This window comes from Mycobacterium sp. IDUB_17 (assembly GCF_055419465.1).
Map to the genome: position 1 here is coordinate 1,002,657 of NZ_JBVAXS010000001.1, position 14,073 is coordinate 1,016,729.

The following is a 14,073-nucleotide window of genomic DNA, read 5'->3' on the forward strand; positions in this document are numbered from 1 at the left end:
TGCCATGGTGCCGGCACGGAGACAGGCGGAGGAACTCGCGATTTTCAGGATGCTGAAGCGGCTGTGGATTCCGCTGGTGCTGGTAGTGGTGGGAGTCGCGGGCGGATTTACTGTGTCGCGATTGCACGGCGTATTCGGCAGCCAGAGTCGCCCCGCGTACACGAGCACCGAACGTGAGGAGAAGCGGCCCCACGATCCCAAGCACCTGGTTTACGAGGTGTTCGGCCCCCCGGGGACACTTGCGACCATCAGCTATTTCGATGCCGATGCCGAGCCGCAACTCATCAGGGATGCGCCGCTGCCATGGTCGATGGACTTCCCGATCTCGGATGCGACGGCGATGGGAAACATCTCCGCGCAGGGCAACACTGACAGCATCGGTTGCCGCATCCTCGTCGGCGATGAGGTGAAGGACGAGAAGGTTCGAACCGGCGTGAGCGCATTCACCTTCTGTCAGCTGAAGGCCGCATGAGCACCGAAAGTGAACCCATCACGGAGCCGTTGCCGATAAGTAAGCGCCGGCCGTTCGTCGCGCGGATGGTTCGGCTGCTGTCGGTGCCGATCATCCTCGGATGGCTGGCGGTCACCGTCATCCTCAGTGTTGCCGTGCCCTCGCTGGAGCAGGTGGAGAAAGAGCATGCGGTAGCGATGGATCCCATCGCTGCACCGTCCTTCGAGGCGATGCAGCGCATGGGGCAACTGTTCGGCGAAGCCGGTTCGGGCGCTGTCGCGATGATCGTCCTGGAGGGTGAGCAACCCCTCGGCGATGCTGCGCACGGCTACTACGACGAGATGGTTCGTCAGTTGAAGGCCGACACCACGCATGTGGTGCACGTCCAGGATTTCTGGGGCGACCCGATGACCCAGGGCGCCGCGCAGAGTGTCGATGGCAAGGCCACTTACGTACAGGTGACTCTCACCAGCAACCAGGAGATATCGGCGGTCAAGTCCGTTGAGGCGATGCGCGCGATCGTGGACCGGATACCGGCGCCGCCGGGAGTCAAGACCTATGTGACGGGACCGGCTGCATTCGCCGCGGATCTGGGCCCGGCCGGCAACCGGACGGTGGGACTGGTCACCTCCTTGAGCCTCACGGTCATCTTCGTGATGTTGCTGCTCGTCTATCGATCGATCATCTCCGTCATTCTGATGCTGGTGGTCGTCGGCATCGAATTGACGGTGGCCCGAGGGGTGGTGGCGTTACTCGGCAGCCTCGGGGTTATCGGTATCACCACATTTGTCGTCAATCTGCTGGTAGCGCTCGCGATCGCGGCGGGAACCGACTACGGCATCTTCTTCACGGGGCGCTACCAGGAGGCGCGCCAGGCCGGCGAGGATAAAGAAGAGGCGTTCTATACGACGTTCCACAGCGTCGCGAAGGTGGTCGTGGGTTCCGGCATGACGATCGCCGGGGCGATTCTCTGTCTGCACTTCACCCGCCTGCCGGTCTATCAAACTCTTGGCGTTCCCACTGCTGTGGGCATGGCCGCCGCCGTGTTGGTGGCCGTCACACTCGTTCCGGCGGTCATCGCGGTGGGTAGCCGCTTCGGGCTGTTCGAACCCAAGCGGAAGCTCACCACCCGTCGGTGGCGGAAGGTGGGCACGGCGGTCGTTCGGTGGCCGGGGCCCATTCTCGTTGCGACGTGCGCGGTCTCGCTCATCGGCCTGTTGGCGCTTCCCGCGTACAAACCGAGCTTCAACGACCAGAATTACATCCCGCAGGACATCCCCGCCAATGTGGGTTATGCGGCGGCGACGCGACACTTTCCCCAGTCATTGATGATGGCGCCCGATATTCTGTTGATCGAGGCCGACCACGACATGCGGAATCCGATCGATTTCCTGACCCTGAACAAGCTGGCCAAGGGCGTGCAATCCGTGCCGGGAGTTTCCATGGTTCAGGCGCCGACCCGTCCCGCCGGCGAGCCACTCAAACACTCGACGATTCCGTTCATGCTCAGCATGAGCAACGCGTCTCAGACCCATTTGATGCCGTTCCAGCGGGACCGAATGGAAGACCTGCTGGTGCAGGCCGATGACATGACGAAAACGATTGCCATCGTCAAGCGCATGCAGGCACTGACGGAAGAGATGGTCAGCACCACGCATAAAATGGTCGCCGATACCCACGAGCTGCAAACGGTGACCAATCAACTGCGCGACCATGTTGCGAACTTCGACGATTTCTTCCGACCGATCCGGAACTACCTCTACTGGGAACCGCACTGCTACACGATTCCGATCTGCTCGTCGATCAGAGGGGTTTTCGACACGCTCGACGGTATCGACCAAATTACCGTCAAGATGGTCAGCCTGGTCGACAATCTCGATAAACTCGACGCAATTCTGCCGCAATTGGCCGCTCAGTTTCCGGTGATGATCTCGACCATGGAATCCACCCGAACCATGATGCTCACGATGCACAGCACCATGTCCGGGATCATGGATCAAATGGCGGCGACAGCCGACAACGCCACCGCGATGGGCAAGGCATTCGACGCCGCGCAGAACGACGACTCCTTCTACCTGCCTCCGGAAGTCTTCGAGAACAAAGACTTCCAGCGCGTCATGGATATCTTCCTGTCACCGGACGGGAAGGCGGCCCGCATGCTCATCACCCAACGAGGTGACCCGGCAACGACTGAGGGCATGTCGCTGGTCGACCCGATCGAAACCGCGGCCGAAGAAGCGCTCAAGGGCACGCCGCTGCAAAATGCCACGATCTATCTCACCGGCACCGCAGCGTCCGTGAAAGACCTGGTCGAAGCGTCCAAATACGATCTTCTGATCGCGGCCGTCGCCGCGCTCTGCCTCATTTTCGGCATCATGCTCGTGGTGACGCGGAGCTTCGTCGCCGCCCTGGTGATCGTGGGCACGGTGGCGCTCTCGCTCGGCGCGGCCTTCGGGCTTTCGGTGCTCATCTGGCAGCACATCCTCGGCATGCCATTGAACTGGGTCGTGCTGGCGATGTCGGTGATCGTCCTGTTGGCGGTGGGTTCCGATTACAACCTGCTGCTGGTGTCTCGGATGAAAGAGGAAATCGGCGCCGGTATCAACACCGGCATCATCCGGGCCATGGGCGGCAGCGGCAAGGTGGTGACGGCCGCCGGCCTGGTGTTCGCATTCACCATGTTGGCGATGGTCGTCAGTGACCTCGTCACGATCGGGCAGCTTGGTGCCACCATCGGCGTCGGTCTGTTGTTCGACACCCTGGTGGTACGCGCATTCATGACACCGGCGATCGCCGCGCTACTGGGGCGGTGGTTCTGGTGGCCGCAGCGGGTGCACCCACGTCCGCTCAGTGCTGCAGGGCGCCCGTCCGGTCGCGGCCAGCTTGTGCGTTCCATCCTGCAGAGGGAAGAGCGCTGACTGTCATGAACGCGTCCTCCTTCTGTGCGGTGAAGGCCGCATGAGCAATCGGCACACAAGCGACCGGCCACCGTTGATCGCTCGGGTGATCTATCGGCTGTCGGTGCCGATCATCCTCGGGTGGCTGGCGATCATCGCCGTCGTCACCTTCGCTGTTCCGTCACTGGAACAAGTCGGGCGGGAAAGCTCCGTATCCCTGGTTCCCAAGGATGCGCCGTCGTTTCAGGCGATGCAGCGCATGGGCGAGGTGTTCAAGGAATCCGATTCCGACAGTGTGGCGATGATCGTCTTGGAGGGTGAGAAACCCCTCGGTGAGGACGCGCGCCGCTACTACGACGATTTGGTTCGTCAGTTGCGAGCCGACACGACGCACGTGCAGCACGTTCAGGATTACTGGGGCGACTCACTCACCGCGTCGGGTGTTCAGAGTGCCGACGACCTGAGTGTCTATGTCCAGCTGAATCTCGCGGGCAACCAAGGTCAAGCCCTGGCCAACGAATCTGTGGATGCGGTCCGGGGCATCGTGGAAAAGACCCCACCGCCGCCCGGGGTCAAGGCGTATGTCACGGGTCCTGCGCCTCTGATCACGGACATGAACCACGCCGGCGATACGTCGATCATGAAGATCACGCTGGTGACTCTGGTGGTCATCTTCACGGTGCTGCTCTTTGTGTATCGCTCGATCATCACTGTCGTCCTTTTGCTGGCCATGGTCGGAATACAGGTGCAGGCGGCCCGGGGAGTGGTCGCGTTCCTCGGCGATCACCAGGTTCTCGGACTATCCACTTTTGCGGTCAATCTGCTGGTATCGCTCGGAATCGCGGTCGGAACGGATTACGGAATATTCTTCATCGGGCGGTATCACGAGGCCCGTCAAGCCGGCGAGGATCGCGAAACCGCGTTCTACACCACCTATCGCAGTGTCGCCAAGGTGGTTGTGGCTTCAGGTTTGACGATTGCCGGAGCCATTTACTGTCTGAGCTTCACGCGGCTGCCGTATTTCGAAACGATGGGCATTCCGTCCGCTGTGGGGATGGCGGTTGCTGTCGCAGTGGCCGTCACACTCGTTCCGGCCGTCATCGCCGTCGGCGGGCGTTTTGGGCTGTTCGAACCGAAGCGGAAGCTCATGGTCCGCCGGTGGCGGGGGGTCGGTACGGCCGTGGTGCGGTGGCCGGTGCCCATTCTCGCCGGCGCGTGTGCGGTGGCGTTTGTCGGACTGTTGGCGCTGCCCGGATACCAAACCAGCTACGACGACCGGCTGTATGTGCCCAAAGATATCCCGGCCAACGTCGGGTATACGGCTGCCGAGCGCCATTTTCCCGAGTCACGTATGACGCCCGATATCCTCATGCTCGAAGCCGACCATGATATGCGCAATCCGACAGATTTCTTGGTGCTGCACAAGCTGGCCAAGCGGATCTTCGCGGTGCCAGGGATTGCCACGGTGCAGAGCATTACCCGGCCTGAGGGCAGCCCGATCGAGCGCACTTCGATACCGTTTCAAATCAGCCTGCAAAGCGCCGGACTCCGTCAGATCGTGCCGTTCGCGAAAGATCGCATGGAAGGCATGTTGAAGCAGGCGGACGACATGCAGAGAATGATCACCCAGATGGAGGGCACTCACAATCTGATGAAGTTGATCGGCTCGATCACTCACAACACCGTCGAGGTGACCGGGGAGACTGCCGAACTTACTGATGATCTGATGGCCACCGTTTCAAATTTCGACGACTTCTTCCGGCCGATTCGCAATTACTTGTATTGGGAAGGCCACTGCTACGACATTCCCATTTGCTTCGCCATTCGATCGGTGTTCGACGCGCTTGATAGCACCGACCAGCTCAGCCTTCAGATGCACAAACTTCTCGACAACTTGGTAAAAATGGACGGGTTGCAGGCGCAGCTCGTCACTCAGTTGCCGCCGATGATCGAGATCATGAAGTCGATGCGCACCATGATGCTGACAATGCACAGCACCATGTCCGGAATGATCGCCATCATGGAGGAGACGACGTCGAACGCGAGCTCGATGGGAAAGATCTACGACGCCTCCCAGAACGACGACTCCTTTTATCTGCCGCCGGAAGTGTTCGAGAACAAGGACTTCCAAAAGGCGATGAGCCTGTTCTTTTCGCCAGACGGGAAGGCAGTCCGGCTGATCCTCACGCACCGGGGTGATCCTGGAACGCCCGAGGGCATCTCTCGGGTCGACGCGGTGCGGACGGCGGCCGAGGAGGCGATCAAGGTGACGCCGCTGCAGAACGCTTCCATCCACCTCGCCGGAACCGCTGCGACATATAAGGATCTGCGAGACGGGTCAAAATACGACCTCTTGATCGCGGGCGTCGCGGCGCTCTGTCTGATCTTCGGCATCATGCTGGTTGTAACGCGTAGTTTCGTCGCCGCCCTGGTCATCGTGGGTACGGTGGCGCTTTCGCTCGGTGCGGCGTTCGGCCTTTCGGTGCTGGTGTGGCAGTACATCCTCGGCATCGAATTGCACTGGCTCGTCTTGGCGATGTCGGTGATTGTTCTGTTGGCGGTGGGTTCTGATTACAACCTGCTGCTGGTGTCTCGGATGAAAGAAGAGGTCGGCGCCGGGATCAATACGGGCATCATCCGGGCGATGGGCGGCACGGGCAAGGTGGTGACGACCGCGGGCCTGGTGTTCGCGTTCACCATGTTGTCGATGGTGGTCAGTGATCTGCGGATCATCGGGCAGGTGGGTTCCACCATCGGTTTGGGCTTGATGTTCGACACCTTGGTGGTGCGTGCATTCATGACACCGGCGATCGCCGCGCTGCTCGGGCGGTGGTTCTGGTGGCCGCTGCGGGTCCGTCAGCGGCCCTCTAGTGCGGTTCTGGGCCCGGTGACGGTGCCCGCTGATCCACTGGTCAAGCAGGAAGCCTGATTTCGCGCTGTGGTCGAGCTGGACAAAGTATGGGTGAGATCGGCCCAGGCCGATTACAGTCGGAAGGTCGGGAGCAGTGCTAGGGAGGAAGTTTGAATATGTTCCGTCTGTCGTTGACCAGACTGGCCGTCGGGCTTGGCGGTCTGGCTTTGTCGTTGACCGCGGGAGCCGGGATCGCGTCCGCGGGGCCAAATCTGGATTCGGCCATCAACACGACGTGCACGTACCCGCAGTTGGTGTCGGCGCTCGATGCGCAAGATCCCCAAGTCCGGCAGGCATTCGATCAATCGCCGATACTGCAGCGCGGCTTGCGTGAGTTCATCGCTGACGCACCGGCCAAGCGGGCCAAGACGGCGCAAGATGTGGCGAATGCTCCGATGTTCCAGCCGTACCTCGGCACCATCGAACAAGCCTTCAACACCTGCAACAACTTCTGATCTGAAGTGGGCGCCGCCGTGGTCGTTTCGCTCGTCTTCGGTGGGTCCGTGGGGCCCGATGTCGGTGCCCTCGGCGAGGTCGGTAACCGAAAGCCAACAGATTGTGCGGCGTATAGCAATTCACCACGATAGCAACGCATTTCCGAATACTCTGCCGTCATGAGTCAGAGCCGATGCACCGCTGCGCAACGCGCCGCAGGATCTTCTTCCATCTGTCCAGCGAGTGAGCTGCCCGCAACGCCGTTCGAGGAGTCGTGCTCGTGAACACCGCCGGTGACAGCGGTTCTACGGCCCGTCCAGTCGCATTGTTCGTGTTGGGTGTGCCTCGATCCGGAACGTCTGCGGTCACGCGGGTGCTCTCGCTGTGCGGTGCCACGCTCCCGGCCGGGCTGTCGGGCGCGGACCCGCGCAACCCGCGTGGTTACTGGGAGCCGCGGGCGTCGCTCCATCTCAACAACACGATCTTGCGCCGCTACGGCAGCGCCGTGTTCGACCCGTCGCTGCGCCTGCAGGAAGACGGGGGGTTCGATGCGGACCAGAAGGCCGCCTGTATCAACAAGATCGGACAGTTTCTCGCCACCTTGCCGGACGCACCTCTCGTGCTCATCAAAGACCTGCAGATCACGCTGCTGTCCAGTTTGTGGTTCGAAGCGGCACGGCAGGCAGGCTTCGATATCGCTGTCGTGAACATGGTGCGTCCTCCGCAGGAGGTCATCGCGTCAGGCGCCGCGGACTTCCTGACATCACCGGAACTCGGGAGCGCGCTGTGGCTGAAATTCAACCTGTTGGCCGAGCGAGACACCCGTGAGCTACCGCGCGTGTTCGTTGAGTACGCCAACCTGCTCGAGGATTGGCGTCGGGAAGTCAAACGGATTTCGTTGGCCCTGGGCATCGACCTGGACACCCGGGATGAGGGCGCAATCGAGGAGTTCCTCACCCCGGATCTCCACCGCCAGCGGCGCACCGGCCCGGTGACGGAAACTTTCGGGACAGACTGGATTTCCTCTGTCTACGAAGCACTGAGCGCGGCGGCACGCGACGAGCCGGTGGACCAGTCCGAGCTGGATCGCGTGTATGCGTCATACCGGGCGAGCGAACAGGGTTTCCGGTCGGTGTTCGAGAATTCCGTCCAGTTGAACAAGCTGAACCGATTCATCCGGCCATCGATCCTGAAGTTTCGCTATGAGGCCGTTGCACTTGCTAACCGGCGCCGCGGGACTTGGGCCTGACCCGTCTGAAACCGGGCACCGTTGCGGTCTCGCAGCGCACTGCCGATCATGAAAGAGGCTAGTTGGTGTCAGGACGAACAAGTCGTGCACGCGAATCGTTGACAACACTCGAGATGTTCAAAGATCCGGTGCTACCGGATAATCGGCTCGCGTTGGCCGACGAAGCTTTGTTGGCAGAGCATCGCGCGGCCGGCATGAACGTAGTCATCCAGGTCACCTGGCTATACGACCGTGCCGTCGATCTCGATGGACTGCGGCGTTTTCAGCATCATCTCGGCCGGGGTCTGTTGGGGCGTCGCATAGAGCGTCCTGCACTGCCGGTGGCCCGGCATCGATGGGTTGTGGATCGGGGGCCGTCAGACGTCGACATCGCCGAATCGATCCGCCCACGCGCTGAATTCAGTGACTGGGTCGACGAGCGTTCGCAGCTTCCCGTCGACGCTGAATCGGGTCCGGGCTGGCACATCGGTGCCCTCCGGCTCGATGACGGCTCGACCGCGGTCAGCCTGGTGCTCTCGCACAACTTGATCGATGGGCTCGGGCTCGCGCTCGTGATAGTCGAAGGGACACTGGGCAAAACGCGCGATCTCGGATACCCGCCGCCACTGTCGCGCACTCGGCGGCGAGCCTTGGTTCAGGATGCCCGGCAAACGGCGCGGGACGTGCCCAAAGCCGCCCGAGCGCTCGTGACGGCGGTGAAATCGGCGCGGGAGCAGTCTCGCGCCAAGGATGCGGACCACCCTGCATCGGCACCGCGGCCCGTCCCGGCCAAGGCTGTCGGCGCCGAGGACGTCGTGCTCGTGCCGGCCCTGACCGTCTACGTTGACCTGGGGGAGTGGGATGCGCGAGCGGAATCGCTCGGCGGAGCGAGCCACACGCTCGCCGCAGCCTTTGCCGCGAGGTTCGGCGAACGCCTCGGGCGTGTCCGCGAAAGAGACGGCGCCGTCACCCTCCAGATCCCGATCAGCGACCGCACGGAGGAGGACACTCGCGCGATGGCACTGTCCTACGCGCGTGTCACGATCGACCCGGCACCGGTCACAACAGATCTGCGCGATGTCCGTGCGGCCATCAAGCAGACGCTGGCCACGTTGAAAGAGATATCAGAGGAGTCCAAGCAGCTCCTGTGGCTGCCATCGTTCATGCCGAAGCGGATGATGAAACAGATGGTCGCCAGAGTGCCCGCGGACCCGGACCAAGCGGTGTTCTGTTCTTACCTAGGCGATCTCAGCTCGTTCATCAGCCAGGCCGATGGCACCGCAGCCGAGTTCGCCAATGCGAGAACGACTGGGCAACGAGAATCGCGGCAGCTCCTTGAGCGGACGGGCGGCCGATTGGTCGTTCTCTCGGGACGCTTGAGTGGCAAGATCTTCATCAGCGTCGGCGCCTATCAACCTGGCGTGGAGAATTCAACCGTCGCCTTGCGTGAATTGGCTGAGCGTACACTGGCTGATTTTGATCTTGTAGGCGAGATCCACTGACGTACCGGCCGTCCTGTAGGTAGCCTTGACCGTCAATCCCGAAGATCAGCTGCCACAGCGTTGTTCGCAACAGGGCGGACTGGAGAGTTCATGTCGAGAGACGCACGATGAAGTTGGTACTGGCGAGCTATGGCACTCGCGGGGACGTAGAGCCATGCGTCGCCGTCGGTTGTGAACTGGTGCGCCGCGGGCACGATGTGCGCCTGGCTGTCCCGCCTGACCTGGTTGCCTTCTCTGAGTCCGCTGGGCTGGAGACGGTTCCTTACGGCCCGGATACGGCCGTATGGGCGGACGCGCACCGGGACTTCTGGGTCCGTTTCTTCGGTAACTTCTGGAAGCCCCCGGAACTGGTGAAACTGATGCGCGAAATGCGCGAGATCGGGGAGTCCGTCGTCCAGTTCTGGCAGGACATCACTACGACGCTGACGTCGCTGGCGGACGGGGCGGACCTGCTCATCACGTTCCTGAACTTCGAACCCCCAGCGGTGAACGTCGCTGAGTACTACGGCATTCCGATGGCCACAGTGCACGTCTCGCCGGTCCGGCCCAATGGACGGATGTTGGCATTCCTACCGCCCTCGTTGGGGCGTTCCGCGCTGAGGGTGTACGAGTGGGCGAACTGGCGCGGGGTGAAGAAGTTCGACGACGAGCAGCGCCGGCAACTGGGTCTGCCGAAGGCCACGGGATCCTCGCCACGACGGATCACCGAACGCGGATCACTGGAGATTCAGGCCTACGATCAGGCCTGCTTTCCCGGACTGGCTGCCGAGTGGGCGCAATGGAATAGCCAAAGGCCCTTCGTCGGTGCCCTGACGATGGAGCTGAAAACGGACGGTGATGACGAGGTCGCCGCGTGGGTTGCGGCGGGAACACCGCCGATCTTCTTCAGCTTTGGCAGCACACCGGTCAAGTCTCCCGCCGACACGTTGACGATGATCGCGAAGGCGTGCGCGGAGTTGGGGGAGCGGGCGTTGGTGTGCGCCGGTTCGAGTGATTTCAGCGAGCTCGCCGATTCCGGCCAAGTCAAGGTCGTGGACACGATGAATTTCGCGGCCGTGTTCCCCGCCTGCCGCGCGTTGGTGCATCACGGCGGCATGGGCACGATGTCCGCCGGCCTGCGCGCCGGAGTGCCGATGCTGGTCTACTGGACGGCGCTCGATCAGGCGATCTGGGCAACACGCGTCGAACGGCTGGGAGTTGGTTTCGGCCGGCGCATTTCGGCTGCTAGCAGTGAACGGCTCGCCGCAGACCTGCGAATGATCCTGGACGCCAAATACGTCGCCCGGGCCCGCGAGTTCGCTACCGAGATGACCAAACCGGACGACAGCGTTGCCAGCACCGCTGATCACCTGGAACGGTTCGCCCGATCCGGGCGCTCGGGGTGAGGGGCGGGCATCCGAGCTGCCCGCTCAGATGATGCCCAATCCTCTTACCACCTGCAGCAATCCGATCATCACGAAGATGCCGATCATCACCTGACGCCGGTTGGCCAACGCCCAGTCGTGCACGGGCTGCAAGACAGCTTGGGTTCGTGCAGGGGCGATCAGATGGCTGACGACGGCGACCTCGAAAACGGTGAACATCGCGACGACGAACAGGACGACCGCGATGATCTGCGTGCCCGTCGAGGCCCCGGAGGACAGGACGGTGGTCGACACGAACAGGACCAGCGGAAATCCCGGCAAGAATCCCATGCCGCACACCAACGCGACCCACAGGGCACCGCTGTCCCAGGCTCTTTGAAGACGGCGGAACAGGCGGCGAATCGCAGATTCGCCTTCCGTCGGTTCCCCCATGCCGGCGAACGGCGACGAGATTTGGCCCGTCCCCTTGGATTCCGGCGCCTCGCTCGAGGCGTTACCGACGGGCGTCGGCACCTGTGCTCGCTGTCGCACCCAGAAACGAACTGCGATGAGCAGCGCCACCGACAACACCAGCACACCCATACCGAGTTGGATGTGCCGGGCCGCGGCGGTGGCAGTCGGAGTCTGGGGGCTGAACATCGGTGCGCGGTGCAAGAGGACCACCGGCACCAACAGCGCGGGAATATTCGTTGTGAGGCAGCCGATCCAGCACACGAGCAGGTTCTGTACCGGCCGTGGGCGGGAGATCACGAGAAGGATGAGGGCCAGCAGTGCGGGATTGAATGCCATCAGAATCGCCATCCCGAGTAATGAGCCCCACACGGCGGGGAACATTACCTGCTAGTTAATTATTTTTTGCGCCTTTTGGAACCTGGCTGGTCTTGGCCCGGCCGGCCTCGGTGCGTCCGGCGGGCATTCTGATAGCTCTGGCGCTGGGCCGACAGCGCTGACGGAACGGCTGGTTTCTGGGGTGCCGATCGAATCTTCCATGGTCTCTTCCGGATTCAGCTCTCCGTTTTGGGGCAGAACTGACGGGGGATGAGGATAATGACCGATGACTTCGGGCTGCTCACAGGCGCGACGACTGAAAGGCTACAGGCTCCACGATGAAATTTGTGCTGGCTTTCTATGGGACGCGTGGTGATGTAGAGCCTGGAGTTGCGGTCGGTCGCGAGCTGGTGCGTCGCGGTCACGAAGTGCGCATGGCGGTCTCGCCCGACCTGGTTGAATTCGTTGCGGCGGCTGGACCGGAGGCCATCGCGTGCGGGCCAGACGTGCGGGTGTGGCAAGACCTGAACCGGGACTTCTGGGCGCGGTTCTTGCGCAAGTTTTGGCGGAACTTCTGGCGGGTCCGGGATCTCGCAGGATTGCTGCGCGAGGAATGGCATCTCTTCGACCAGTACTGGCAGGACGTCAGCAAGACGCTGACGTCTTTGGTGGACGGGGCGGATGTGCTCTTTACCGGTGTGATCGGCGAGGAGGCTGCCGGCAACGTCGCGGAGGGTTGCAGGATTCCGTTGGCCATGTTGCATGTGTTCCCGATGCGGCCCAACGGGCAGCTCGTCCCGGGGCTACCGGCGCGGTTGGCTCGCGCAATGATGAAGGCGTCGGAGTGGCTGAGCTGGCCCATGATGAAAAGGCTGGAGGATCCGCAGCGCCGCGAACTGGGCTTGCCCAAGGCAACTGGTCCCTCAGCGTGGAGAGTGGCCGCGCGCGGCTCGCTGGAGCTCCAGGCCTACGACGAGATCTTCTTTCCCGGGCTGGCTGAGGAATGGGCGGAATGGGATGGGCAGAGACCCTTTGTCGGTGCGTTGACGATGGAGTTGCCGACCGATACCGACGACGAGGTCGCCGACTGGATCGCCGCGGGGACTCCGCCGATCTGCTTCGGTTTCGGCAGCATGCCGGTGGACTCCGGCGCCGAGACGCTCGCCATGATCGGTGCCGCGTGTGACGAGTTGGGCGAGCGGGCATTGGTGTGCGCCGGCGCGAGTGACTTCAGCGACGTCCCCCATTCCGATCACGTCAAGGTGGTCAGCACCATGAACTATGCGGCTGCCTTTCCGCATTGCCGTGCGGTCGTGCACCACGGCGGCGCGGGCACCACCGCTGCCGGTCTGCGTGCCGGGGCTCCCACCTTGGTCCTTTCGACCGACCTGGATCAGACGCTGTGGGGGGCCCGGATCAAACGACTGAAAGTGGGTACCGCTCGGCGTCTTTCGGCCACCACCCTGAAGACGTTGGTCGCGGACCTGCGTACCGTCCTGGAGCCGGAGTGTTCGGCTCGTGCCCGCGAGGTCGCCACTCGCATGACCAAGCCCGCCGAAAGCGTGGCGACCACCGCAGACCTGTTGGAAAAGCTCGGTCGCCTCAAGCGTGTCGGCTGATGGTCCCGACGGGGGGCAACGACGTCACACGGTGAAAGCCCTTTTGCCATGCTGCAATCACGGTGACTTTCTGCCTTCTGGTCGGATCATGACTGCGATGACCCATGATGTCTACGTGGACAGCACAACCTCCGACATTGCGAACATGCCCCGGGGCGGGCCGGACGCCTCCTGGCTGGACCGCCGCCTGCAGACCGACCGGCTGGAGTACCTGGATCGCGACGACGTCGATGATCTGAAGCGCAAGGTCATGGATTCGCTCGACCGCGCCGGAGGGCGGCGGAGGATCGGTATCCACGAGAAGTGCGCCCGGATGGTGCTTCGCGAGGTCGCCGAGGTGCCGGCTCCGAAGATCCTCGAACTCGGTGCAGGTCTCGGCGGGCTGTCGCGCAAGTTGTTGGAGATGCATCCCACTGCGCAGGTGACGGTCAGCGACATCGAGCCGACGTTCGTGGCGGGCATGGCCGCCGGAGATCTCGGCAGTCACCCGCGCGCCGTGGTCCGCGAGATGGACGCCACCGAAATCGACGCGCCGGAAGGCTATTACGACCTGGCCGTGTTTGCGTTGTCGCTGCATCACCTGAACCCAGAACTCGCCGCCAGAGTGTTTGCGGCGGGTACCCGGGCAGCAAAGAAACTACTGATAGTCGACCTCCCCAGACCGCCGGCTCCTCTGCACGTCGTCCTGTTGGCGATGGTGCTTCCGCTCATCAAGGTTTCGCCGCTGCAACATGACGGGTTCATCAGCTCACTGCGCGCGTATAGTCCGGCGGCCCTGCGTGCGCTGGCCCGGCATGCCGATCCTTCCATCACCGTGGAGTTTCGGACCCGGCGAGGGCTGGGCCCCACGGTGGCGGTAGCCAGCCGCTCCCAGACGGGCGACAGCCGAGTCGGTTGA

Annotated in this window: 10 protein-coding genes; 9 read left to right on the plus strand and 1 reads right to left on the minus strand. The window is 62.6% G+C overall.

Annotated elements, in window-relative coordinates:
• Nucleotides 1-61 precede the first annotated feature (61 nt).
• The 7 genes from ACZYZ7_RS04850 to ACZYZ7_RS04880 all read left to right on the plus strand — a co-directional run bounded on the left by ACZYZ7_RS04850 (nucleotide 62) and on the right by ACZYZ7_RS04880 (nucleotide 10,809).
• Entirely contained in the window at nucleotides 62-472 is a 411-nt protein-coding gene (locus ACZYZ7_RS04850) for an MmpS family transport accessory protein (protein WP_135460037.1), read from the plus strand.
• Complete coding sequence (locus tag ACZYZ7_RS04855) at nucleotides 469-3,369, plus strand: MMPL/RND family transporter (RefSeq protein ID WP_463740334.1); 2,901 nt, start codon at nucleotides 469-471, stop codon at nucleotides 3,367-3,369. The genes ACZYZ7_RS04850 and ACZYZ7_RS04855 overlap by 4 nt, the downstream gene beginning before the upstream one ends.
• Nucleotides 3,370-3,409: 40 nt before the next feature.
• The gene (locus tag ACZYZ7_RS04860) at nucleotides 3,410-6,277 is read left to right on the plus strand and encodes an MMPL/RND family transporter (RefSeq protein WP_463740335.1); all 2,868 of its coding nucleotides are present in this window, start codon (nucleotides 3,410-3,412) and stop codon (nucleotides 6,275-6,277) included.
• A gap of 98 nt (nucleotides 6,278-6,375) precedes the next feature.
• Entirely contained in the window at nucleotides 6,376-6,714 is a 339-nt protein-coding gene (locus tag ACZYZ7_RS04865) for a hemophore-related protein (protein ID WP_463740336.1), read from the plus strand.
• A gap of 260 nt (nucleotides 6,715-6,974) precedes the next feature.
• Nucleotides 6,975-7,943 (plus strand): sulfotransferase family protein, encoded by a 969-nt coding sequence (locus ACZYZ7_RS04870; protein WP_463740337.1) that lies wholly within the window; start codon nucleotides 6,975-6,977, stop codon nucleotides 7,941-7,943.
• 113 nt (nucleotides 7,944-8,056) lie between these two features.
• Nucleotides 8,057-9,424, plus strand: a complete 1,368-nt coding sequence (locus ACZYZ7_RS04875) for a condensation domain-containing protein (protein WP_463740338.1) — start codon at nucleotides 8,057-8,059, stop codon at nucleotides 9,422-9,424.
• A 107-nt stretch (nucleotides 9,425-9,531) separates the two neighbouring features.
• Nucleotides 9,532-10,809 (plus strand): glycosyltransferase, encoded by a 1,278-nt coding sequence (locus tag ACZYZ7_RS04880; protein WP_463740339.1) that lies wholly within the window; start codon nucleotides 9,532-9,534, stop codon nucleotides 10,807-10,809.
• A gap of 24 nt (nucleotides 10,810-10,833) precedes the next feature.
• On the opposite strand, the gene ACZYZ7_RS04885 is transcribed toward ACZYZ7_RS04880, so the two are convergent.
• Nucleotides 10,834-11,622, minus strand: coding sequence for a GAP family protein (locus ACZYZ7_RS04885; protein WP_463740340.1), 789 nt, complete (start codon nucleotides 11,620-11,622; stop codon nucleotides 10,834-10,836).
• A 272-nt stretch (nucleotides 11,623-11,894) separates the two neighbouring features.
• On the opposite strand from ACZYZ7_RS04885, the gene ACZYZ7_RS04890 reads away from it, so the two are divergent.
• Entirely contained in the window at nucleotides 11,895-13,175 is a 1,281-nt protein-coding gene (locus ACZYZ7_RS04890) for a glycosyltransferase (protein ID WP_463740341.1), read from the plus strand.
• A 97-nt stretch (nucleotides 13,176-13,272) separates the two neighbouring features.
• Nucleotides 13,273-14,073: a class I SAM-dependent methyltransferase gene (locus ACZYZ7_RS04895; RefSeq protein ID WP_463740550.1), complete on the plus strand. Its 801-nt coding sequence runs from the start codon at nucleotides 13,273-13,275 to the stop codon at nucleotides 14,071-14,073.